This is a genomic window from Agreia pratensis (genome assembly GCF_900177685.1).
GTDB classification, from domain to species: domain Bacteria; phylum Actinomycetota; class Actinomycetes; order Actinomycetales; family Microbacteriaceae; genus Agreia; species Agreia pratensis.
This window is the reverse complement of the sequence record NZ_FXAY01000003.1, coordinates 367,276-390,565: the sequence shown is the minus strand read 5'-3', so window position 1 is coordinate 390,565 and position 23,290 is coordinate 367,276. Positions and strand designations below refer to the sequence as shown.

The window sequence follows — 23,290 nt, the reverse complement described above, 5'->3', positions numbered from 1 at the left end:
GTGAATTTCGTGACCAGTAGTGCTGAGCATCCATTTGGACGCGTAGATGAGACCGGAACGGTCTATCTGCGCGAGGCGTCCGGCGAGCGTGTGATCGGGCAGTATCCCGATGGCACGGCCGAGGAGGCCCTCGGGTACTTCGAACGCAAGTACACCGATCTGGCCGGCCAGGTGACACTGCTAGAGCAGCGTGCCAAGCGGGGCGCTTCCGCCGCCGACATCGGCAAGGCCGTCAAGGCCCTCAGCGAGGCGGTGTCGAGCGCGAACGCCCTCGGCAACCTCGAGGCTCTCTCCACCCGGCTCGCAGCTCTCACCGAGACGCTCGGTGCGCTGAACGAGCAGCAGTCGGCAGAGGCCAAGGCACAGTTGGCCGAGGCCATCGAGTACCGCACCGCGATCGTCACCGAGATCGAGGCGCTGGCTGCCGAAGATCCCGCCAAGGCGCAGTGGAAGCAGGTGACCGGCGCGCTCGACTCGCTGTTCGCCCGCTGGCAGAAGCACCAGCAGGAGGGCCCGCGCCTTCCCCGCGCCGAGGCCAACGAACTGTGGAAGCGATTCCGCGACGCACGCACGATCATCGAACAGCACCGCAAGGCGTTCTTCTCGGAGCTCGACAACGCCCACCGCGACGCACGTACCAAGAAGCAGCAGCTCGTCGCCGCGGCCGAGGCTCTGGCAGAGAAGGGTGCAGACGGCGTCAACGCCTACCGCGACCTCCTCGATGAGTGGAAGAAGGCCGGACGGGCAGGCAAACGCTACGACGACTCTCTGTGGGAAAAATTCAAGGCTGCGGGCGACGTGGTCTACGGCGCGCGCAGCGAGATCATCGCGAAAGACGACGAGGAGTTCGCCGGAAACCTCGAGCTGAAGCTCGCTCTTCTGACCGAGGCGGAGCCGCTGCTTACCGAGACCGACCGCACGCGCGCCAAAGAGATCCTCACGGGCATCCAGCGCCGGTGGGACGAGATCGGCAAGGTGCCCCGCGATCAGGTGAAGCCCATCGAGGATCGACTTCGCAAGGTCGAGGCAGCGGTGCGCAAGCTCGATGAGGACTTCTGGCAGCGCAACAATCCCGAAAAGAAAGCACGAGCAGAGGGTCTCGCCGGCCAGCTGCACGACGCCATCGAGAAGCTCGAAGGTGAGATAGCTGCGGCGAAAGCTGCCGGAGATACGCGCAAGGCGAAAGAACTGCAGGAGTCTCTCGACGCGCGCAAGGTCTGGCTCGACGCACTCGGCTGATGCTCCCCCGCTGAGAACGAGTTCTCCACAGATCAGCCGCGGGGCGGGTCGCCCGCCCGAGAGGACGCCACACTGGGCGTATGACGCGCCTCGAATCGGTCCTCACCGAAGACGACCTCCCTCTGAGCGAGTTGTGGGCGGCGTGCCGAGACGGAGAACTCGTGCCGCTGTCATCGTCGGCCTTCGTCTTCGCCGATGTGCCCCAGACCCCGGTCGTTCGGGCGCTCGCCGTACGCCCGGTGCTGGCGCGTCGCAGCATCATCGAACGCCACAGTGCGGCATGGGTGCACGGTGCGCTGGCGACTCCACCGCGACTGCACACGATCGCCGTCAGATACGCCAACAGATCGAGTGCCTCTCGAAACCTGGCCGTCGTCCGCGAGGTGGCATTGAGACCAGGCGACACCATGACGGTCGTCGGCATCGAGGTCACTACTCCCCTGCGCACGGCGATCGACCTCGCGCGCGATCGAGCGTTCGACGATGCGAAAGACTCCCCCGTGATCGCGAAGCTCCTTGCGTCGTCTGGCCTGCCCGAGTGCCGCGCCTACCTCGCGGCCGCCCGCAACCTGCCCCATAAGGCGCGCGCGCTTCAGCGCATCACCGACGCACTTCTCTTCGCCGCGATGGAGCGGTGAAGTAAGCGACGGCGCTGCGGCACGACGGCGAGAGGCCGATCAGCCGTCGCTGACCCGGTAGACGTCGTAGACGGCGTCTATGCGGCGCACCGCATTGAGCACACGGTCGAGGTGAGTGGTGTCGCCCATCTCGAAGACGAAACGGCTGATCGCCAGCCGGTCGCTCGAGGTGTTGACCGTGGCCGAGAGAATGTTCACGTGGTGCTCAGAGAGCACGCGGGTGACATCTGAGAGCAGGCCTGAGCGGTCGAGCGCTTCGACCTGGATCTGCACGAGGAAGAGGCTCTTCGAGGACGGCGCCCACTCGACGTCGATCATGCGCTCTGGCTCGTTGAGCAGCGATGCGACGTTGTGGCAGTCGGCCTGGTGCACCGAGACTCCCGAACCGCGAGTGACGAAGCCGACGATCTTGTCGCCCGGAACCGGGGTACAGCACTTCGCCAGCTTCACCAGGATGTCGGGGGCGCCCCTGACGAGCACTCCCGAGTCGCTCAGCTTGCTTCTACGACGGCCGTGCACCACGACGTCGAGATCAGAGTCTTCGCTGATGGCCTCGTTCTGGAGTCCCGCGAGTACCTTCTCGATCACGGACTGTGTGGATACGTGGCCCTCGCCGATGGCTGCGTACAGGCCTGAGACGCTGTCGTATCTCATCTGCGAGGCGACCTCGGCGAATGAATCCTGACTCATGAGCTTCTGCAGGGGCAGGTTCTGTTTGCGCATGGCTCGAGCGATGGCATCCTTGCCCTGCTCGATCGCCTCGTCGCGTCGCTCTTTGGTGAACCACTGCCGAATCTTGTTGCGGGCGCGAGGGCTCTGCACAAAGGCGAGCCAATCCTGGCTGGGACCGGAGTCGGGATTCTTCGAGGTGAAGACCTCGACGGAGTCGCCGCTGTTGAGAGTGGACTCGAGCGGGACGAGGCGACCGTTGACCTTGGCACCCATCGTGCGGTGGCCCACCTCGGTGTGAACCGCATAGGCGAAGTCAACCGGAGTCGCGCCGGCGGGAAGACCGATGACCTTCCCCTTGGGCGTGAAGACGTAGACCTCCTTCGCGCCGATCTCGAAGCGCAGTGAGTCGAGGAACTCCCCCGGGTCGACCGTCTCGGCCTGCCAGTCGGAGATACGGGCGAGCCAGGCCATGTCGTTGTCGGCGGTCTGGTCGACCTGGGCTGTGCGCCCGCCGTTCACGCGTTCCTTGTACTTCCAGTGCGCCGCAACGCCGTATTCGGCCTGACGGTGCATCTCGTGCGTACGGATCTGGATCTCGACCGCACGCCCGTCGGGGCCGATGACCGTCGTGTGCAGCGACTGGTAGAGATTGAACTTCGGCGTCGCGATGTAGTCCTTGAAACGCCCCGGAATCGGATTCCACCTCGCGTGGATCGAGCCGAGGACGGCGTAGCAGTCGCGAAGTGAGTTCACGAGAACCCGGATTCCGACGAGGTCGTAGATCTCGTCGAAGTCGCGACCGCGCAGAATCATCTTCTGGTAGATCGAATAGTACTGCTTGGGGCGCCCGACGACCTTTCCCCGGATCTTGGAGCTCTTGAGGTCATCGTTGACCGAGTCGATGACCTGCTGCACATAGGCCTCGCGCTGCGGAGTGCGCTGGCGTACGAGGTTCTCGATTTCGACGTAGAGCTTGGGATACAGCACCGCGAAGCTCAGGTCTTCGAGTTCCCACTTGATCGTCTGTATTCCCAGACGGTGCGCCAGGGGCGCGTAGATCTCGAGGGTCTCCTTCGCCTTGCGTTCGGCGGATGCCGCCGGCACGAATCCCCACGTGCGGGCGTTGTGCAGACGGTCGGCGAGCTTGATGATCAGAACCCGGATGTCTCTCGACATCGCCACGATCATCTTGCGCACGGTCTCGGCCTGTGCGCTGTCGCCGTACTTGACCTTGTCGAGCTTCGTCACGCCGTCGACGAGCATCGCGACCTCGTCGCCGAAGTCGGCGCGCAGTTGGTCGAGCGAATACTCCGTATCTTCGACGGTGTCGTGAAGAAGGGCTGCGGCTACGGTCTTCGATCCGATGCCCAGCTCAGCCAGAATCTGCGCGACGGCAACGGGGTGGGTGATGTACGGCTCGCCGCTTCGCCGCTTCTGACCGTCGTGAGCGCGCTCGGCGACGGCATAGGCACGCTCGATGACGGTGAGGTCGGCCTTCGGGTGGTTCAGTCGCACCGTGCGAATCAACGCATCGACGGCGCCCGTTGGTTGGGCACGCGAGAAGATTCTCGGAACCAGACGGCGCAGGCTGGCATTCGACGTCGTTGTGCTGTCCGTCATAGTGGGGCCTCCGCTGTCAATTATCCCCCGCGCCGGACCCTGCCGAGAACACGACGGTTACGCCGTGGGCTGACCTTCCACCACGGCGTCCGTCGGACGCCCGGCGGCGGAGGCGCGTGCGCGCTCCGCGAGGGTCCGATCGTTCTGCTTGGCGATCTTCGGCTCGCGCTCTCGCAGCTGAGCGTAGAGAGGCGCCGCCACGAAGATCGTGGAGTACGTTCCGACGAGGATTCCTACCAGGAGCGCGAGGGAGATGTCTCGCAGCGTGTCGGCGCCCAGTACGAAAGCACCGATGAAGAGAATCGCCGCAACCGGCAACGCTGCGACCACAGCCGTATTGATGGAACGCACGAGCGTCTGGTTCACGGCCAGGTTCACGGCCTCGCCGAACGTCAGGTGCGAGTCCTTGCCGAGGCGCGCGGTGTTCTCACGAACCTTGTCGAACACGACGACGGTGTCATACAGCGAGTAGCCGAGGATGGTGAGGAAGCCGATGACTGCGGCGGGGGTGATCTCGAACCCTGTCGCGGCGTAGACGCCGGCCGTGAGGACGAGGTCGTGCAGAAGGGCGAGCATGGCTGCGGCGGACATCTTCCACGTGCGGAAGTAGATCGCCATGGCGATGCCGGCGAGGATCAGGAATACGACCAGACCTCGAATCGCCTGGCCTGTCACGTCCGAACCCCATGAGGCACCGATGAACGATGCCGTGATCTCGGTCTCGGGAATCTTGTATGCCGCGGCGAGTGCCGTGCGGACCTCGTTGGTCTCTTGGCCGGTCAGCTGGTCGGTCTGCACGCGAACGCCTGAGGCTCCGAGTGTCGAGACGCGAGCGACTGCCTGCGGAACGACCGAGGCGACCGCATCTTCTGCAGCCGACTGAGGTGTGTCGCCCACTTCGCTCACGACGAACTGTGAGCCCCCTCGGAACTCGATTCCGAAGTTGAAGCCACCCTTGACCAACGGAATGGCCACCGAGGCGACCATCAGCAGGATGGCGATCGTGTACCAGATGCGTCGGTGCTTGATGAAGTCGAAGGACCGTTTGCCTGTATAGAGGTCGTTTCCGAACTGCGCGAAACTGGCCATCAGGAGTCCTTCCTGTCTTTCTTGGTATCGGCGGGTTTCTCAGCCGTGAGTTGGGCCGCCTTGCGCTCGGCGATGGTCTGCCGAAGTGCAGCCTCGCGACCGGCGCCGGCCTTCTTCGTGGCGGTCGAGTCCACCGGCTTGCGGAATTCGGCGCGTCCTCGGTAGATCGCTCCGAGCGCCGTCGGGTCGAGACCAGAGGCCTTGTGCCCGCTCGAGAAGAACCTGGTCGCAGCAAGGAGACGCAGCACGGGGTGGGTGAAGAGAATCACGACGAGAACATCGATGATGGTCGTGACTCCGAGCGTGAGCGCGAACCCACGAACGTTTCCGACCGCGAGCACATAGAGCACGACAGCAGACAGGAGGTTGACCGCCTTGGCGGCGTAGATGGTGCGCTTGGCGCGTCGCCAACCGGCCTCGACCGCTGATGCGAGTCCCTTGCCTTCTCGGAGCTCGTCTCGGATTCGTTCGAAGTAGACGATGAACGAGTCTGCCGTGAACCCGATCGCCACGATGAGACCGGCGACCCCGGCGAGTGACAGGCGGAAGTCGATGCGCCACGACATGAGAGCGATGACGAGATAGGTCATGGCGGCCGCGACGACGAGCGAGGCCACGGTGACGAGGCCGAGTGCGCGGTACTGGAAGAGCGAGTAGATGACCACGAGGATCAGCCCGATCAGACCTGCGATGAGCCCGCTGGCAAGCTGCGTCGACCCGAGCGTCGCCGAGACGGAGTCGTTGCTCTGCACGGTGAAACCGATCGGCAGTGCGCCGAACTTGAGGTTGTCGGCCAGCGTCTTCGCCGAGTCTTGAGTGAAGGAACCGGAGATCTGAGGACGGCCGTCGGTGATGACCGCATTGGTCGTCGGTGCCGAGATGACCTTGCCATCGAGGACGATGGCGAACTGGTTCTGGCTGCCCTTGAGGGCGTTCAAGCGGGTCGTGACGTCGGCGAACTTCGAGGTGCCCTCGTCGTTGAAGACGATGTTGACGACCCACTGACCTGTCGACGCCCCGGTCTGCGTCTGGGCGACACCGCTCGTCGCGTCGGAGATCATCTCTCCCGTGACCTCGACCGGGCCGAGGATGTACTTCGCCTGACCGTTCTCGTCGCATGCGAGCAGCGGCTTGTCGGCGGGCGCTTGCCCCGCGTCTTTCGCCCCGTCTGAATCGCAACTGAAGTTCGTGAACTGGTCCTGAAGGGCCGGCGTGACCCAGTTCAGATCGCTTGCGTTGGTCGGCGCGACGGTGGGGGTGTCTGACAGTCCCTCGGCGGGCGTCGCCGTCGGAGTGACCGCCGCGGTCGGGGCCGCGTCGGCTACGAGCACCGGGCGGAACTCGAGCTTGGCCGACGACTCGATGCGGTTCAGCGTGTCTTGATCGGGCGTTCCCGGAATCGAGACGACGATGTTCTGTCCGCCCTGAGTGCTGATCTCGGCCTCGGAGACTCCGGAGGCGTCGACGCGCTGTCGGATGATCGACACGGCCTGCGAGAGCTGCTCGGCATTGACCTGCTGGCCGCTCTCGAGCTTGGGCGCAAGAATGATCTGCGTTCCGCCCTCGAGGTCGAGACCCAGCTTGAGACCCCAGCCGGCGCCGGGTGCACTGAACAGCACGCCGCCGGCGATGGTTCCTGCGAGTACTGCGAGGACAACGACGAGCCAGATGAGCGTTCGCCACGCCTGCTTGACCGCGGAAAGAGTTGGTGCCACCGGCGAACTCAGCTTTCTTTAGCGCACGCCCCAGGCCAGATCGGCCGGGTGTGTATTGTGCGCGAGGGGTTGGAAAAGAGGGAAGTTACTCGTCGACTTTGTCGGTCTTCGACAGTGCTGGACCCGAGGATGCGGGCTTCGAGTCGGGAGTGTTCTCGACGGTCTCATCGGCACGCTCGCCGAAAGCGGGCTCGGTGGTCGACGAGTCGGCGTCGGTGTCGTCTGCGCCGTCGCTGTCGTGGTCGTCGATGACCCGGGTGACGACCTGGCGGTGCACGGTGAGCACGGTGCCCGGCGATGTCTCGAGAAGAACCTTGTTGTTCTCCTCGTCGATGTCGAGGATCGTTCCGAAGACGCCGAAGTTGGTCATGACGTCGGCACCGACCTGCACTTTCTGCTGCAGCTCTGCAGCCTCGCGCTGGCGCTTGCGGCTGTTGCGGAACATGAAGAACACGAGGATGGCCAGTACCGCCAGCATGCCAATGGTTGGGAGATCAAGAGCCATGAAAAAGTCGTGCCTTCCAGCAATGGGGGGTGATTGTCGGCTTCATACTAGTGACGCCGCCTGATGGCGGGCCTATGGGCCACAGTGAATTATAGGTCATCGCCGAACAGGGAGCCGGACGGACGGCCGATTCCCATGTGCCGCCATCCCGCGGGGGTAGCCACGCGGCCGCGCGGGGTGCGAGTGATCAGGCCGACACGCACGAGGAAGGGTTCGACGACACTCTCGATCGTCTCGGCCTCCTCCCCCACCGACACGGCGAGGGTGCTGAGGCCCACGGGCCCTCCGTTGAAGCGCGTGATCAGGATGTCCATGACTGCCCGGTCGAGCCGGTCGAGCCCCAGCACATCGACGTCGTAGAGCTCGAGAGCGGAGTCGACGACGGACGTGCTCGCCCGACCTCCGTGCACGAGGGCGTAGTCGCGTACGCGCCGAAGAAGGCGGTTGGCTATGCGCGGTGTTCCGCGTGATCTCTGAGCGATCTCGACCAGAGCCGCCTCGTCGATCGACAGTTCGATGAGCGCAGCCGCTCGACGCAACACGTGCACGAGCTCGTCGGTCGAGTAGAACTCGAGGTGCGCAGTGAAGCCGAAGCGATCGCGAAGCGGGTTCGGCAGCAGCCCGGAGCGAGTGGTCGCCCCGACGAGCGTGAACGGCGCCAGATCCAGCGGAATCGAGGTGGCGCCGGCACCCTTGCCCACCATGATGTCGATGCGGAAGTCCTCCATGGCCAGGTACAGCATCTCTTCTGCCGTTCGGGCCATGCGGTGGATCTCATCGACGAAGAGCACCTCGCCCGGCACAAGCGATGACAGGACAGCGGCGAGATCGCCGGCGTGTTGGATCGCCGGGCCACTCGTCAGCCGGAGCGGTCGATCACTCTCGTGCGCGACGATCATGGCGAGCGTCGTCTTGCCAAGGCCGGGCGGACCCGCGAGAAGGATGTGGTCGGGAGTGCGGTTCTGGATTCCTGCCGCCTCGATGAGGAGTTGCAGCTGCCCCCGCACCCTGGCCTGCCCCACGAACTCGGCGAGACTCTTGGGGCGGAGTGCGCCCTCGAACGCGATCTCGCCTTCGGAGAGAGGTTCGGGGTTCACGATCGGGCTGGCATCGCGAGGCGCGGCGGAATCGGAGGGCGTCATCGTGAACCACCCGGATTACGCGGGCCGAGTTCGGTGAGAGCAAGCCGAAGCAGAGCCTGCACCGACGCCGTCTCGTCGTCCGACGCATGCAGAAGAACCGCATCCAGACCGGCCTCGGCCGCCTTCTCATTCCAGCCGAGCCCGACGAGGGCGGCCAGCACATCGTCGCGCACGCTGCCCGTGACCTCTTTGGGCGCCGCCGTGGTGGCCGCGTAGATGGCGACCTTGCCGGCGAGTGAGAGCACGATGAGCTTGGCCGTCTTCGGCCCGATTCCTGACACCTTGCGGAAGACGGCGTCGTCTTCCTGCGCGACAGCGATGGCGATCTGTGCGGGAGAGAGCTCGGCGAGCACACCCATCGCCGACTTCGGGCCTACGCCAGTGACTCCGGTGAGCAGAACGAAGAGATCGAGCGAGTCGTGATCGACGAAGCCGAACAGCGACAGCGAATCTTCGCGCACGATGAGGCTCGTGACGACGGATGCCTCGTGCCCCACCCTCAACGACAGTGTGTGGGCGGGAGTCAGGGTCACGTCGAATCCCACTCCTCCGACCTCGATGACGGCGGACGAGCCGCTCACGCGGAGGACAGTTCCTCGAAGGGCAGAAATCACCGTGTCAGCCTACGGGCAGTGCCCGCTGCTTTCTCTGCGGCGCGCCACGCCTGCTGGGCGCGGGTCATTCCCGACGCGGATGCCGACCCGTCGGGCGCGTGGGCGCTGCGTGTGGCGGGCGAGCGCCACGCGTGGCAGATGGCGAGGGCCAGGGCATCGGCTGCGTCGGCGGGCTTCGGAATCTCGGCGAGGCCGAGGATCTTCGCGACCATCGTTCCCACCTGTTTCTTCTCCGCCTGCCCGTACCCGGTGATCGACGCCTTGACCTCGGTGGGAGTGTGCAGGCTGACGGGGATGCCGTGGCGAGCCGCCGCGAGAAGCGCGATGCCGCTGACCTGCGCCGTGCCCATCACGGTGCTCACATTCTGTTGGGCGAAGACGCGCTCGATCGCGATGCTCTCCGGGCGATGTTCTCCGATGAGCTCGTCGAGACCGAGAGCTATCCCGAGGAGTCGTTGATCGAGATCCATCGTGGGGGGCGTGCGCACCACCGTGACCGCGACGAGCGTTGCGACACGGTTTGCTGTCACGTCGACGACACCGACGCCGCAGCGTGTGAGCCCTGGATCGATTCCGAGAACACGCACGTCGGGGTCGGCCCTACTCCTCGTCGGTGTCGAGTTCGGCGCGGACCTCGTCGCTCAGATCGACGTTGCTGTAGACGTTCTGCACATCGTCGCTGTCTTCGAGGGCGTCGATGAGCTTGAAGACCTTGCGGGCTCCCTCTGCGTCGACGTTCACTTTGAGCGATGCGACGAACTCGACGTCGGCCGAGTCGTACTCGATGCCTGCCATCTGCAACGCCTCGCGGTTGGCCACGAGTTCGCTGGGGTCGGTGACGATCTCATACTGGGCACCATGGTCGATGACCTCTTCGGCTCCGGCATCGAGTACCGCGAGAAGAACGTCGTCTTCGGTGAGGTCCGTGGCATGGGGCACGGCGATCACGCCCTTGCGGGCGAAGTTGTACGCCACGCTTCCGGGGTCGGCCATTGCGCCGCCGTTACGGCTCATCGCCGTGCGCACCTCTGCAGCGGCCCGGTTGCGGTTCTCGGTGAGACACTCGATCAGCAGCGCGACGCCATTCGGGCCGTAACCCTCGTACATGATCGTCTGGTAGTCGACGGACTCGCCGGTGAGTCCTGCTCCGCGCTTGACCGCGCGATTGATGTTGTCGATGGGCACCGACGTCTTCTTGGCCTTCTGGATGGCGTCGACGAGGGTGGGGTTGCCGTTGAGGTCAGCGCCGCCGATCTTCGCGGCGACTTCGATGTTCTTGATCAGCTTGGCGAACGACTTCGCTCGGCGCTGGTCTTTGACGGCTTTTTGGTGCTTGGTGGTCGCCCACTTGGAATGCCCGGACACTGTTTCTGCTCCCTGCGTGCTCTATTCGATCAACGTTCAGTCTAGTGAGCGGCGTGTCACCCCTTTCGGAGAACCGCCGCTCATGACCGGTGTGCGCTGCTAGCGCGAAGCCCGGACCTTGTCGAGGAAGTACTCGTGGAACCGCATGTCGCCGGTGACCTCCGGGTGGAAGGCCGTGCCGAGGAGATTCCGCGACTCGACCGCCACCACACGAGCGTCATCGAGTTGCGCGAGTACCGTGACTCCCTCGCCGACGGACTCGACTACCGGAGCTCGAATGAAGACGGCATGCACGGGCGGGTCTCCGAGGGCGGGCACGGAAAGATCGGTCTCGAACGAATCGAGCTGATTGCCGAAGGCATTGCGTCTTACCGAGATGGAGAGCCCTCCGAGGGTCTGCTGACCCGCGATCGCGTCGAGCACGCCGTCGGCCAACATGATGAGGCCAGCACACGTGCCGTAGACCGGCAGACCACCTGAGATCGCCGATCGAAGGGGCTCCGCGAGGCCGAAAGCCCGCGAGAGCTTGTCCATCACGCTCGATTCGCCGCCCGGAATGACGAGTCCATCGATGTCGTCGATCTCTTCGGGGCGGCGTACCGGTACGGCATCCGCCCCGAGCGAGTTCAGAACGCGAAGATGTTCTCTGAAGTCACCCTGCAGGGCGAGGACTCCGACGCGCGGGGCGGTGCCGTGACTACCAGCCACGCTCTGCGAGGCGGTGGGGTGCCGCGACATCCGACACGTTGATTCCGACCATCGCTTCTCCGAGTCCGCGGGACACCTCGGCGACGACCGTCGGGTCGTCGAAGAACGTGGTCGCCTTGACGATCGCCGCAGCGCGCTCCGCGGGGTTGCCCGACTTGAAGATGCCGGATCCCACGAACACTCCGTCGGCTCCGAGCTGCATCATCATCGCAGCGTCGGCGGGTGTCGCCACGCCGCCGGCGGTGAACAGCACGACCGGCAGAGTGCCGGTCTCGGCGATCTCGACGACGAGATCGTAAGGGGCCTGCAGTTCCTTGGCCGCGACGTAGAGCTCGTCTTTCGACATCGACGACAGGTGAGCGATCTCTGACTTGATCTTGCGGATGTGCTTGGTGGCTTCGGAGACGTCTCCGGTTCCGGCCTCACCCTTCGAGCGGATCATTGCCGCACCCTCGTTGATGCGACGCAGCGCCTCGCCGAGGTTGGTGGCTCCACACACGAAGGGAACCTGGAACTTCCACTTGTCGATGTGGTTGACGTAGTCCGCGGGGCTCAGCACTTCCGACTCGTCGATGTAGTCGACACCGAGAACCTGCAGCACCTGCGCTTCGACGAAGTGGCCGATGCGCGCCTTCGCCATGACGGGGATGGAGACGGCGCCGATGATGCCGTCGATGAGGTCGGGGTCACTCATGCGCGCGACGCCACCCTGCGATCGGATATCGGCGGGAACGCGCTCGAGAGCCATAACGGCTACGGCGCCGGCTTCTTCGGCGATTTTCGCCTGCTCGGCGTTGACAACGTCCATGATCACGCCGCCCTTCAGCATCTCTGCGAGACCGCGCTTGACGCGGCTCGATCCATGCTCGGTGCGGCCGGTCTGGGAAGGTGTTTCTAGGGTGCTCATTGTGTCCTCTCGAACCCGATTCTACTCGGGGTGCTGGTGTCTAGGCTGACTCGGGCCAGGCGGCGGCGATCGACGCGCGTACGTCTCCGAGAAGCTGCGGAAGGGCTTTCGTCTTCGCGATGATCGGGAAGAAATTGGAATCCTGGGACCATCGCGGAACGACATGCTGGTGCAGATGATCGGCAATTCCCGCACCCGCGACCGCGCCCTGATTCATCCCGATGTTGAAGCCGTGGCACTGCGAGGTCTCACGCACGACCCGCATCGCAGTCTGGGTGAGCGCAGCGATCTCGACGACCTCGGCCTCTGTCGCATCGTCGTAGAGCGAGACGTGACGATAGGGGCAGACCAGCAGGTGACCGCTGTTGTACGGAAACAGGTTCAGCAGCACATAGGCGTGCTCGCCTCGATGAACGATCAAGGCCTCTTCGTCGCTCAACTGCGGCGCCCGACAGAACGGGCACGTTTCTTCACCGGTCACCGGACCGTTCTCGATGTAGACCATCCGGTGTGGCGTCCAGAGCCGCTGGTACGCATCCGGAACGCCCGCGAAATCGGCCGAGCTCTCGATCGGAACCTCGGGGAACTCCTGGTCTGCGGGAATCACGCCTGGCCCTGGCTGGTGACCTGCAGACGCGAATCGATGGCGGCTCGGATGCGGGCGACGGCTTCATCGATCGGCACGCCGTTCTCCTGCGTGCCGTCGCGGAAGCGGAAGCTCACTGCTCCCTGCGCACGGTCCTCTTCTCCTGCGATGAGCAGGAACGGGACCTTCTGCAGCGTGTGATTGCGGATCTTCTTCTGCATGCGATCGGCCGAGACGTCGAGCTCGGCCCGCACACCCTGCTTCTTCAGGGTCGAGACGACCTCCGCGAGATAGTCCTCGTATTGTTCGGCGATCGGGATTCCCACGACCTGCACGGGCGCGAGCCACACGGGGAAGGCGCCGGCGTAGTGCTCGGTGAGTACACCGAAGAATCGTTCGATCGAGCCGAACAGGGCGCGGTGGATCATCACAGGGCGCTTCTTCGTGCCATCCGACGCCGTGTACTCCAGCTCGAACCGCTCGGGCAGGTTGAAGTCGAGCTGAACGGTCGACATCTGCCAGGTACGGCCGATGGCGTCGCGGGCCTGCACAGAGATCTTGGGGCCGTAGAACGCGGCTCCCCCAGGATCGGGCACGAGCTCGAGGCCGGACTCGGCGGCGACCTCGGCCAGAGTCGATGTCGCCTCTTCCCACACGTCGTCGTCGCCGACGTACTTCTCGGGGTCTTTGGTCGACAGTTCGAGGTAGAAGTCGGTCAGCCCGTAGTCGCGAAGGAGCGCCAGGATGAAGTTGAGCGTCTTGGTGAGCTCCTCTTTCATGTTCTCGCGCGAGGTGAAGATGTGCGCGTCGTCCATCGTGAGACCGCGCACCCGTGTGAGGCCGTGCACGACGCCGGACTTCTCGTTGCGGTAGACCGTGCCGAATTCGAAGAGTCGAAGAGGGAGATCCCGATACGAACGCCCCGACGACCGATACACGAGGATGTGCATCGGGCAGTTCATGGGCTTGAGGTAGTAGTCCGCCCCCTGGCGAGTGATCTCGCCCTCCTCGTTGCGCCCCTCGTCGAGATGCATCGGGGGGAACATGCCGTCGGCGTACCAACCGAGGTGGCCGGACTGCTCGAAGAGGTGCGCCTTGGTGATGTGGGGCGTGTAGACGAAGTCGTAGCCCTCTTCTTCGTGCTTTCGACGGGAGTAGTCCTCCATCTCCCGACGGATGATCCCGCCCTTGGGGTGGAAGACGGCAAGACCCGAGCCGATCTCGTCGGGGAAGGAGAAGAGGTCGAGCTCGTTGCCCAGTTTCCGGTGGTCGCGCTTCGCGGCCTCCTCGAGGCGCGCCTGGTAGGCGCGCAGCTCGTCTTTGGTCGGCCAGGCTGTTCCGTAGATGCGCTGGAGCTGCTTGTTCTTCTCTGAGCCGCGCCAGTAGGCGGCGGCCAGCCGGGTGATCGAGAACCCGTTTCCGACCAGGCGGGTCGACGGCAGGTGGGGCCCCCGACAGAGGTCCTTCCAGAGCGTCTCGCCGGTCTTGGGGTCGACGTTGTCGTAGATGGTGAGCTCGGCTCCCCCGACCTCGACCGACTCGTCGGCCGTCTCGTCTTCGGGGGCTCCCTTGAGTCCGATGAGTTCGAGCTTGTACGGCTCGTCCGCCATCTCAGCCCGAGCTTCGTCTTCTGTGACGACGCGGCGGGTGAAACGCTGTCCCTGGCGGATGATCCGCTCCATGGCCTTCTCGATGGCCTTGATGTTCTCGGGGGTGAACGGCTCGGCGACATCGAAGTCGTAGTAGAAGCCGTCGGTGATGGGCGGACCGATACCCAACTTGGCCTCGGGGTTGATCGTCTGCACGGCCTGTGCGAGCACGTGGGCGGCGGAGTGGCGCAGAATATTGAGGCCGTCGGCGGAGTCGATCGTCACGGGCTCGGTGGTGTCGTCGGCCTCGACCGTCGTGGCGAGGTCGCGCAGCTCGCCGTTCACCCTCATGGCCACGATGGACCGGTCCGGAAAGAGTTCGAATCCGTCAACCACTTTTTGTCCCGCTCCTTGTTATGTCACCGACCTATCCACTGTAGTGCCGGGTACGAGCAGCTCGATCCCGCGGTGCGCTGCGTGAGCGCATGGTTCCGGATGCCCGGGAACGACAAAAGCCCCCGGTTTCCCGGGGGCTTTATCTTCTGTGGGCGATACTGGGATCGAACCAGTGACCTCTTCCGTGTCAGGGAAGCGCGCTACCGCTGCGCCAATCGCCCATTCGTTGCGTCTCTCAGAGAGACCGGGTGAGTGAGACCCGGTGAGTGGAGGTGGCGACGGGATTTGAACCCGTGTGGACGGCTTTGCAGGCCGCTGCCTCGCCTCTCGGCCACGCCACCATTCTTTGAGCTACACGTGGCACATGACTGTGCTTTGTGAATCTTCACACTCGAGCGGATGACGAGATTCGAACTCGCGACCCTAACCTTGGCAAGGTTATGCGCTACCACTGCGCCACATCCGCATTTGCTCGCTTTTCGGCGTGCGTTGAAGACTCTAGCCGAAAGACTGCGGCATGACAAAACCGATCGCTTTTCTTGTTCATCGAATCGAGGTACAAGTTGCGCCCGGCCCCGGAACGAGGCCGAACTCGGGCGCCGTATGCAAGAACGCAGCCCGGGCGTGTCGCGCGGATTCGGCCCTCGATGTGCGCAGTGCGCGTCGCGTCGGCTAAGATCGATCCGCGCTGCTTCGTGCGGCGTGTGACGGGCGATTGGCGCAGTTGGTAGCGCGCTTCGTTCACACCGAAGAGGTCATCGGTTCGAGTCCGGTATCGCCCACCGTCGCAAAGCCCCGATCAATCGCGAGATTGCTCGGGGCTTTTCTCGTTTCCCGGTCGTGCGGCGGTCATCACGCCCCACACGATGAGGCCCTGGCCCGCGAGGTACAGGGCCATGATGATCAGGTCCTGCTGCACCAGCTCGAAGTCCGGCAGAAAGATCCGACAAGCGAGCAGACTGTCGGAGCAGACGAACAGCAGGGCTCCGATGGCTGTCAGTCGGTTGGTCGCCAGCGCCACAGCGCCGGATGCCCCGAGCACGAGCCCGTAGGCCGCCACCGGCACGAGCAGGCTGCCGAGCGATGGCGACAGCAGCAGCACGAAGGCCAGCCACCACAGTAGGTAGAGCCACGCTGCGAGAGGAAGCCGTCGTCGTTTGAAGAAGGCGGCGAATGCGATGAGGTACAGCAGGTGGGCCATGAAGAAAGCTGCGAGGCCCGACAGAAAACCGATATCGCCCGGCGAAGCCAGCAGTACATCTCCCAGCCACGAGAAGGCCAGAGCGACGACGATGAGCACTATGCCCCCGCCACCCCGCCTGCCTGTCGTCACGAGAACGGCGGCCAACAGAGCGGGCATCAGCAGCGGCTTCGTCCACCCGGACAGCTCCGGCAGTGCAGCCCCCAGGGCGACGAGATGTATGACGGACAGCATGAGAAAGGGAACGACTGCCCGGCTGCGACCCTGAGCGCTCCCCTGCACTCGATTGTCGGTCATACATCACACTGTGGCATGGCCTTAGTCGATGCTGAAGGACCGGGGAATGTCTCATCCCGTGGGGGCGTTGCCCAAACGGATACATTTGCATAGAAGCCGCAGAGAACGAGGAGATCGACATGACCAAGCAGCTCGAGTTCGGACTGGACACCTTCGGAGATGTCACGGCGGATTCCGACGGCACGCCTCGAAGCTACGCCCAGGTCATTCGGGACGTCATCGCCGAGGGTGTGCTCGCCGATGAGGTCGGCGTCGACTTCATCGGATTGGGTGAGCACCACCGAGACGACTTCGCGATCTCTGCGCCGGATGTCGCTCTCGCCGCGATCGCCGGCCAGACGTCGCGCATCCGGCTGGGTTCTGCGGTCACCGTTCTGAGTTCCGACGACCCCGTGCGGGTGTTCCAGCGCTTCGCCACCCTCGATGCGGCATCCAACGGTCGTGCCGAGGTCATCCTCGGCCGCGGCTCGTTCACCGAGTCCTTCCCCCTGTTCGGCTACGAGCTCAGCCAGTACGAGGAGCTGTTCGAAGAGAAGCTCGATATATTCACGCGACTGCTGACGGAGAAGCCCGTGACCTGGCAGGGAAGCACCCGCCCCGCTCTCGTCGACCAGCGCGTGTTCCCGACCACCGAATCCGGAAAGCTGAAGACGTGGATCGGAGTCGGCGGAAGTCCTGAATCGGTCGTGCGGGCCGCGAGATACGGACTCCCCCTGATGCTCGCCATCATCGGCGGAGACCCCGTGCGCTTCGCTCCGTACGCTGATCTGTACCGTCGCGCCCTCGCGCAGCTCGAGAGCCCGGAACTGCCCATCGGCGTGCACTCCCCCGGATTCGTGGCCGCGACCGATGAAGAGGCTCGCGAGCAGTTCTGGCCCGAGTACAAGAAGATGCGCGACCGCATCGGCGCCGATCGCGGCTGGCCGCCCATGGCCCGATCGGAGTTCGACCGCGAAGCCGGCCCGCACGGTTCGCTGTATGTGGGTTCGCCGGAGACGGTTGCTCAGAAGATCGCGTCGACCGTGCGCGCGATCGACGCGACCCGCTTCGACCTCAAGTACAGCGCAGGTCCCCTGTCGCACGATCTCCTGATGACCTGCATAGAGCTCTACGGAACCGTGGTCATTCCGCGCGTTCGCGAACTGCTCGCCGAATGACGGCCGTCGACACGAGCGGAGTCGGCTTCCGATCCGAACGCGGCCCGGTTCTCATCGCGCTGATGGTGACGACCGGGCTCGTGGCGATCGACGCGACCATTCTCGCCACAGCAGTTCCCTCGATCGTCGACGATCTCGGCGACTTCGCCCAGTTCCCGTGGTTGTTCTCGATCTATCTGCTCGCCCAGGCCGTGTCGGTGCCTCTCTATGCGAAGCTCTCCGACACGGTCGGCCGAAAACCGATCATCCTCCTCGGTGTCGGACTCTTCCTCCTCGGCTCGATCCTGTGCGGATTCGCGTGGAGCCTGCCCGCGCTCATCGCGTTCCGCGCGGTGCAGGGCCTGGGCGCGGGAGCCGTGCAGCCGATGGCGATCACGATCGCCGGCGACATCTACACGGTGGCCGAGCGGGCCAAGGTACAGGGCTATCTCGCCAGCGTCTGGGCCATCAGCTCCGTCGCAGGTCCCACCCTCGGCGGGGTGTTCTCCGAGTTCGTCTCGTGGCGGTGGATCTTCTTCATCAATGTCCCTCTCTGCCTCGTTGCAGGCTGGATGCTCGTGACCCGGTTCCACGAGAAGATCGAGAAACGCAGGCACCGGCTCGACATCGCCGGAGCTGTTCTTCTCACCTCAGGGCTCAGCCTCGTCATCCTCGCGGTGCTGGAGGGCGGACAGGCATGGGCCTGGGACTCGGTTCCCAGCATCGCGGCCTTCGTGGTCGGCGGGGCGCTGCTCGCGGTGTTCGTTCTCGTCGAGCGGCGCGCAGCCGAACCGATACTTCCGCTCTGGGTGTTCTCCCGTCGACTGCTCATCACGACGACGCTCATCTCACTGGGCGTCGGGGCTATCCTCATCGGCTTGACCTCATACGTTCCGACGTTCCTCGAGGGCGTCGCGGGAGCATCCCCGCTGCTTGCGGGATTGGCGCTCGCCGCTCTCACTATCGGCTGGCCTATCTCGGCGTCGCTGTCGGGTCGGTTCTACCTTCGCCTCGGCTTCCGAACGACCGTGCTCATCGGCACGGGCCTCGCCATCCTCGGCGCTGTTCTTCTGATCGTCGTCTACCCGAATGCGAACATCGTGCTCGTGGCGATCAGCTGCTTCATGGTGGGCCTCGGCCTCGGCCTGGTCGCCACACCGAGCCTCATCGCAGCCCAGTCGAGTGTGCCGTGGAACGAGCGCGGCGTCGTCACGGGCACGAATCTGTTTTCCCGCTCGATCGGCAGCGCGGTCGGTGTCGCCGTGTTCGGAGCCATAGCGAACAGCATCTTCGGTGCCAGCTCGAAGGGCGAGACCGATCCCTCGGTTCTGATCGCTGCGTCGGGGGCTGTCTTCGCGGCGGTGCTCGTATGCGCCGCGTTCACCGGGGTCGCAGCACTGGCGATGCCTCAGGCCCGCGTCGAAGACGTGGAGCATGTGGAAGCGGCGACCTAGCCACCTGCGTTACGAGCGCCGGCCAGTGAGCGCCGAAGAGACCGCGGCGAATTGCGTGCGGCTGACCGAACTGGCCTCACGCCTCATCCCCGACTCGAAGACACGGAAGACCCGGTCGAGACGCACCCAGCTCGGACGGCCCTGCGAATCCCAAGGCCCCGGTCCGACGAAGACGAAGCGCTGTGCATCGCGATCGTGCGGCTTGCTCGTCAGTTGCAGCGCTAACACCGACCGCGCGGAGTCACGCGCCACGATCAAAACGGGGCGATCCTTGCCTCGGCCGTCGTTCTCTTCGTAGGGCACCCACGTCCAGACGACCTCTCCCGGATCCGGCCTGCCGTCGACTCTGGGGTCGAACACGATACGACGTCGCCCGAGCGCTTCGCTCGCCACCTCGACCGTCGGATTCGCTCCCGACCGGCCCGGAGACGGGTTCACGGCCCCGCCCCGAGCGGAATCGGATCTCGCCGGCTCGCGTGTGCCGAACGTGGAGAATAGCCTCGTCACGATCCTCGTCAATGCCCGGAGTCTCATGACGGCGAGCGTACCGCGTCGTCAATCCCCATCCGTTCAGGAGGGTCGGTTGCTAGACAGGACCAATGACGATTCGCGCCGACGGCACTGTCCCCCTTCGCTCCTACGGTGTAATCGGCGACGGGAGGACGATCGCCCTGATCGCGGAGGACGGGGGCGTCGACTGGCTGCCGATGCCGAGCATGGATGCGACCCCCGTCTTCGGCCGCCTGCTCGACGCAGAGGGCGGCGGCGCCATCGATCTGATGCCGGTAGAGGACTTCACCGTGTCTCGTCGATACGTCGAGGGCACGAACGTGCTCGAGACCACCTTCACGACGGACTCGGGCGAGGCTGTTCTCACCGACGCCCTGGTGACCGGCATCGCAGGGCGGCTCCCCTGGACCGAGCTCGCGCGACGGGTAGACGGTACGCGGGGACGGGTGCGGTTCCGTTGGCGCGTCGCCCCGGGAACCTGCCTCTCGACGGCGTCTCCCTGGAAACAGGAGACGACGCACGGACCGGTCATCCGGGTCGACGGTGTGACGGTCGCCGTGCGAGGACTCGACCACGGCCCGCGTGGAGGAGGCGATGCCGCCCTCGCCGGGTCGTTCACCACCGAGAAGGACTCGCGTCATGTGGTCACCGTGGTGGGAACGTCGAACGAGCCTCTGCACCTTCCGGTCGCTGCCAATGTCGATCGCGGCATCGACCGCACGATCGAGAACTGGCAGTTCTGGTCTCGTGAGTTCAGCTACGACGGGCCCTGGTCCGACGAGGTTCACCGCAGCGCCCTTGCGCTGAAGCTGCTCATCTTCAGCCCGACGGGCGCCATCGCAGCCGCTGGAACGACATCCCTGCCCGAGAATCCGCGAGGGGGCAAGAACTGGGACTACAGATTCGCTTGGGTGCGCGACGTCGCGTACACGCTGCACGCGCTCATCCGATTCGGGCTCCGCGAAGAGACACACGCCGCCGTCGCCTGGCTTCTCACCACCATCAGAAAGAACGGGCCCGAGCTGCACATCTTCTATCGTCTCGACGGCTCACTGCCGTCGGGGGTCACGATGCAGGATGCGCCGGGGTGGAACGGTGCTGGTCCGGTCGTGACGGGCAACCCCGCGAGCGGGCAGTTGCAGCTCGGCGTCTACGGCGATCTGTTCGACGTGATGCGGCTCTACGTGTCGGCCGGCAACATCCTGGATGCGGAAACGGGTCGACTGCTGGCATCCGTCGCCGACCGCGCCTGCGACGCGTGGCGGCAGAAAGACGCCGGCATGTGGGAATTGGAGGACGTGCAGCATTACACCTCCGCCAAGATGGGCTGCTGGCAGGCCCTGGATGCCGCTGTCGAGCTGTGCGAGAAAGGCCAGATCCCGGGCGACTCGGCTCGGTGGATCGCGGAACGCGAACACATACGCGAGTGGATCGAGACGAACTGCTGGTCTGAGGAGAGGCAGAGCTACGTGGCATACCCCGGCTCCGACGAACTTGACACATCGGTGCTTTTGCACGCATCGAGCGGCTTCGACAGAGGCGACCGCATGTCGAAGAGCATCGACGCCATGCGTGAGGAACTGGGTCGCGGGCCGTTGCTCTACCGCTACTCGGGAGCGGATTCCGAGGAGGGGGCCTTCGTCGCCTGCTCGTTCTGGATGGCTCAAGCCCTCGCCTGCGTCGGAAGGATCGACGAGTCCGTCGCCCAGATGGATGCCATGATCGACCTCTCGAATGACGTCGGGATCTACTCGGAGATGATCGATCCTGACGACCTCGCCTACCTCGGCAACCTTCCGCAGGCTCTGAGCCACTTGGCGTTGGTCAACGCGGCGATCACGATCGAGGAGATCACCGGTCGGTCGTAGTTCGGCAGCATCCCATCACGACTTTCCGCGACGCGCAACCCGCGGTCCGCTGTCGGTGCCGATGCATATCGTGGATGACATGACAACAACGATCGAACGACCCACGAGTGCACCGAGTGACGCGGGAGCCAAGAGCACCCGTCGACAGAATGCCGAACGTGGCTTCAAAGCCTCGAAGTCACTCACAGACAGCCTGCAGAAGGTTCTGGTCGACCTCATCGAGCTGCACCTCCAGGGAAAGCAGGCGCACTGGAACGTGGTCGGCAAGAACTTCCGTGACCTGCACCTGCAGCTCGACGAGGTCATCGACGCCGCCCGCGAATTCAGCGACACCGTCGCGGAGCGACTCCGAGCTCTTCACGCTGTTCCAGACGGGCGCAGCGACACGGTGGCAGCGACGACCACGCTGCCCGAGTACCCGAATGGTGAAGTCGACACGGCCGAGACCGTCGATCTGATCACCGTCCGCATCGAAGCCGTGGTGGGAACCATGCGCGATGTGCACGACGAGGTCGACGACGCCGACCCCACCAGCGCCGACATCCTGCACGGCATCATCGAGAAGCTCGAGCAGTACGCCTGGATGGTCTCCGCCGAGAACCGCACGGCCACGAAGAAGTCCTAGGCCCTTTCCCGACGACGAAGAACGGCGTGCCGCTCCCTGTGGGAGCGACACGCCGTTCTTCGCTGTGTGGGGTGATGCGGAAGAGCTGTTAGCGGGTCTCTTCGAGGAGGATGTATCCCTCTTCGCCGTGAACCACGGTGTCGATGCCGGCGATCTCGTCTTCGTTCTTGACTCGGAAGCCCATCGTCTTCTCGATGATGAGTCCGATGATGTACGAGAGCACGAACGAGTAGATGAGAACGGCGAACGCTGCGATGGCCTGCTTGCCGAGCTGCTCTGCACCGAAGCCGAAGAAGAGGCCGACGTTGTTGCCGAGCAGACCGATGTAGAGCGTTCCGATGATGCCGCCGACGAGGTGGATGCCCACGACGTCGAGCGAGTCGTCGAATCCGAGCTTGAACTTGAGGTCGATGGCGACGGCGCAGACGGCACCGACGAGAATACCCAGAACGATGGCCCAGAACGGCGTCAGGATGTTACACGCGGGGGTGATGGCGACCAGACCGGCGACGGCACCCGATGCAGCACCGACCGAGGTGGGCTTGCCATCCTTGATCTTCTCGACGACGAGCCAACCGAGAATCGCGGCTGCAGGAGCGGCGATCGTGTTGAGGAATGCGACAGCAGCGATGCCATCAGCCGCCAGCTCGCTGCCCGCGTTGAAGCCGAACCAGCCGAACCAGAGCAGACCGGCTCCGAGGAGCACGAAGGGCGGGTTGTGCGGCTTGTGCACACCCTTGGCGAAGTTCACTCGCTTGCCGAGGACGAGGGCCAATGCCAGAGCCGCGGCACCGGCGTTGATGTGAACAGCCGTTCCGCCGGCGAAGTCGTTCGCGCCGATGATGTAGGCGATCCATCCGCCGTCACTGACCTTGCCGTCGGTGACGGTGAAGTTGAAGACCCAGCTGGCGACCGGGAAGTACACGACCGTGGCCCAAACGCCGGCGAAGACCATCCATGCGCCGAACTTGGCCCGGTCCGCGATGGCACCCGAGATGAGGGCGACCGTGATGATGGCGAACGTCGCCTGGAACGCGGCGAAGGCGAGAGTCGGGTATGCGGCCGTGATGTCACCGCTCGTGGCCTCGTTGAACGCACCCTGCAGACCGAGCTGGTCGAGGTCGATTCCGAGGAAGCCGTCGATGCCCACGAAGTTGCCGACGCCCGCGTTCGAGAACGTGATGGCGTATCCATACAGAACCCAGAGAACGCCGATGAGCCCCATGGCTCCGAAGCTCAGCATCATCATGCTGATGACGCTCTTGGCCTTGACGAGTCCTCCGTAGAAGAACGCAAGTCCCGGCGTCATCAGAAGTACGAGGGCTGCTGCTATGAGCAAAAAGGCGGTATTGCCCTGGTCCATTGAAATTACCTCTCTTAGTTGTTGCAAGGTGCACCGAGAGATGATGACGAA

The 23,290-nt window shown here is 64.4% G+C and carries 21 protein-coding genes and 4 tRNA genes; 7 read left to right on the top strand and 18 right to left on the bottom strand.

What is annotated here, in order from left to right; all coding sequences use genetic code 11:
- Positions 1-9: 9 nt before the first annotated feature.
- A complete protein-coding gene (locus B9Y86_RS11435) occupies positions 10-1,239 on the top strand; it encodes a DUF349 domain-containing protein (RefSeq protein ID WP_085486369.1) in 1,230 nt (409 codons plus the stop codon).
- A gap of 80 nt (positions 1,240-1,319) precedes the next feature.
- A complete protein-coding gene (locus B9Y86_RS11430) occupies positions 1,320-1,877 on the top strand; it encodes a type IV toxin-antitoxin system AbiEi family antitoxin (RefSeq protein ID WP_085486056.1) in 558 nt (185 codons plus the stop codon).
- Between the two features lie 39 nt (positions 1,878-1,916).
- Here B9Y86_RS11430 and B9Y86_RS11425 read toward each other — a convergent pair whose 3' ends face one another.
- From B9Y86_RS11425 to B9Y86_RS11355, 15 genes are all read right to left on the bottom strand, one after another.
- Positions 1,917-4,169 carry a RelA/SpoT family protein gene (locus tag B9Y86_RS11425; RefSeq protein ID WP_085486054.1) on the bottom strand — a complete coding sequence of 751 codons (2,253 nt, stop codon included), beginning with the start codon at positions 4,167-4,169 and terminating at the stop codon, positions 1,917-1,919.
- 57 nt (positions 4,170-4,226) lie between these two features.
- Entirely contained in the window at positions 4,227-5,258 is a 1,032-nt protein-coding gene (gene secF, locus B9Y86_RS11420) for a protein translocase subunit SecF (protein ID WP_085486052.1), read from the bottom strand.
- The gene (gene secD, locus B9Y86_RS11415; RefSeq protein WP_085486050.1) at positions 5,258-6,973 is read right to left on the bottom strand and encodes a protein translocase subunit SecD; all 1,716 of its coding nucleotides are present in this window, start codon (positions 6,971-6,973) and stop codon (positions 5,258-5,260) included. Before secD ends, secF begins: the two co-directional genes overlap by 1 nt.
- An 85-nt stretch (positions 6,974-7,058) precedes the next feature.
- Complete coding sequence (gene yajC / locus B9Y86_RS11410) at positions 7,059-7,478, bottom strand: preprotein translocase subunit YajC (protein ID WP_085486048.1); 420 nt, start codon at positions 7,476-7,478, stop codon at positions 7,059-7,061.
- An 89-nt stretch (positions 7,479-7,567) separates the two neighbouring features.
- Positions 7,568-8,620 (bottom strand): Holliday junction branch migration DNA helicase RuvB, encoded by a 1,053-nt coding sequence (ruvB, locus tag B9Y86_RS11405; RefSeq protein ID WP_085486046.1) that lies wholly within the window; start codon positions 8,618-8,620, stop codon positions 7,568-7,570.
- Complete coding sequence (gene ruvA / locus B9Y86_RS11400) at positions 8,617-9,234, bottom strand: Holliday junction branch migration protein RuvA (protein WP_085486044.1); 618 nt, start codon at positions 9,232-9,234, stop codon at positions 8,617-8,619. The genes ruvB and ruvA overlap by 4 nt, the downstream gene beginning before the upstream one ends.
- Positions 9,231-9,821: a crossover junction endodeoxyribonuclease RuvC gene (ruvC, locus tag B9Y86_RS11395; RefSeq protein WP_085486042.1), complete on the bottom strand. Its 591-nt coding sequence runs from the start codon at positions 9,819-9,821 to the stop codon at positions 9,231-9,233. The genes ruvA and ruvC overlap by 4 nt, the downstream gene beginning before the upstream one ends.
- A 13-nt stretch (positions 9,822-9,834) precedes the next feature.
- Positions 9,835-10,599, bottom strand: coding sequence for a YebC/PmpR family DNA-binding transcriptional regulator (locus tag B9Y86_RS11390; protein ID WP_085486040.1), 765 nt, complete (start codon positions 10,597-10,599; stop codon positions 9,835-9,837).
- Between the two features lie 99 nt (positions 10,600-10,698).
- A complete protein-coding gene (gene pdxT / locus B9Y86_RS11385) occupies positions 10,699-11,337 on the bottom strand; it encodes a pyridoxal 5'-phosphate synthase glutaminase subunit PdxT (protein ID WP_085486038.1) in 639 nt (212 codons plus the stop codon).
- Positions 11,297-12,214 carry a pyridoxal 5'-phosphate synthase lyase subunit PdxS gene (gene pdxS / locus B9Y86_RS11380; RefSeq protein WP_085486036.1) on the bottom strand — a complete coding sequence of 306 codons (918 nt, stop codon included), beginning with the start codon at positions 12,212-12,214 and terminating at the stop codon, positions 11,297-11,299. The genes pdxT and pdxS overlap by 41 nt, the downstream gene beginning before the upstream one ends.
- 40 nt (positions 12,215-12,254) lie before the next feature.
- Positions 12,255-12,821, bottom strand: a complete 567-nt coding sequence (locus B9Y86_RS11375) for an HIT family protein (protein WP_244894733.1) — start codon at positions 12,819-12,821, stop codon at positions 12,255-12,257.
- The gene (thrS, locus tag B9Y86_RS11370) at positions 12,818-14,740 is read right to left on the bottom strand and encodes a threonine--tRNA ligase (RefSeq protein WP_217809203.1); all 1,923 of its coding nucleotides are present in this window, start codon (positions 14,738-14,740) and stop codon (positions 12,818-12,820) included. Before thrS ends, B9Y86_RS11375 begins: the two co-directional genes overlap by 4 nt.
- Before the next feature lie 194 nt (positions 14,741-14,934).
- Positions 14,935-15,006: transfer RNA gene (locus B9Y86_RS11365), tRNA-Val, on the bottom strand.
- Between the two features lie 46 nt (positions 15,007-15,052).
- Positions 15,053-15,126: transfer RNA gene (locus B9Y86_RS11360), tRNA-Cys, on the bottom strand.
- 53 nt (positions 15,127-15,179) lie between these two features.
- A tRNA-Gly gene (locus tag B9Y86_RS11355) sits at positions 15,180-15,251 on the bottom strand.
- Positions 15,252-15,494: 243 nt separating this feature from the next.
- Here B9Y86_RS11355 and B9Y86_RS11350 point away from each other — a divergent pair.
- Positions 15,495-15,567: transfer RNA gene (locus B9Y86_RS11350), tRNA-Val, on the top strand.
- Between the two features lie 17 nt (positions 15,568-15,584).
- Here B9Y86_RS11350 and B9Y86_RS11345 read toward each other — a convergent pair.
- On the bottom strand, positions 15,585-16,283 hold the full coding sequence (locus tag B9Y86_RS11345; RefSeq protein WP_085486032.1) for a lysoplasmalogenase: 699 nt from the start codon (positions 16,281-16,283) through the stop codon (positions 15,585-15,587).
- A 119-nt stretch (positions 16,284-16,402) separates the two neighbouring features.
- Between B9Y86_RS11345 and B9Y86_RS11340 the strand changes: the two genes are divergently transcribed.
- Together B9Y86_RS11340 and B9Y86_RS11335 are read left to right on the top strand one after the other, a co-directional pair.
- Complete coding sequence (locus B9Y86_RS11340; protein ID WP_085486030.1) at positions 16,403-17,440, top strand: LLM class flavin-dependent oxidoreductase; 1,038 nt, start codon at positions 16,403-16,405, stop codon at positions 17,438-17,440.
- Positions 17,437-18,873, top strand: coding sequence for an MFS transporter (locus B9Y86_RS11335; protein WP_085486028.1), 1,437 nt, complete (start codon positions 17,437-17,439; stop codon positions 18,871-18,873). The genes B9Y86_RS11340 and B9Y86_RS11335 overlap by 4 nt, the downstream gene beginning before the upstream one ends.
- A gap of 9 nt (positions 18,874-18,882) precedes the next feature.
- On the opposite strand, the gene B9Y86_RS11330 is transcribed toward B9Y86_RS11335, so the two are convergent.
- Complete coding sequence (locus tag B9Y86_RS11330; protein ID WP_244894732.1) at positions 18,883-19,380, bottom strand: type II toxin-antitoxin system PemK/MazF family toxin; 498 nt, start codon at positions 19,378-19,380, stop codon at positions 18,883-18,885.
- 92 nt (positions 19,381-19,472) lie between these two features.
- On the opposite strand from B9Y86_RS11330, the gene B9Y86_RS11325 reads away from it, so the two are divergent.
- Complete coding sequence (locus B9Y86_RS11325; RefSeq protein WP_085486024.1) at positions 19,473-21,251, top strand: glycoside hydrolase family 15 protein; 1,779 nt, start codon at positions 19,473-19,475, stop codon at positions 21,249-21,251.
- 79 nt (positions 21,252-21,330) lie between these two features.
- Complete coding sequence (locus B9Y86_RS11320; RefSeq protein ID WP_085486365.1) at positions 21,331-21,876, top strand: Dps family protein; 546 nt, start codon at positions 21,331-21,333, stop codon at positions 21,874-21,876.
- 88 nt (positions 21,877-21,964) lie between these two features.
- Here B9Y86_RS11320 and B9Y86_RS11315 read toward each other — a convergent pair whose 3' ends face one another.
- Positions 21,965-23,239 (bottom strand): ammonium transporter, encoded by a 1,275-nt coding sequence (locus tag B9Y86_RS11315; RefSeq protein ID WP_085486022.1) that lies wholly within the window; start codon positions 23,237-23,239, stop codon positions 21,965-21,967.
- Positions 23,240-23,290: the final 51 nt, after the last annotated feature.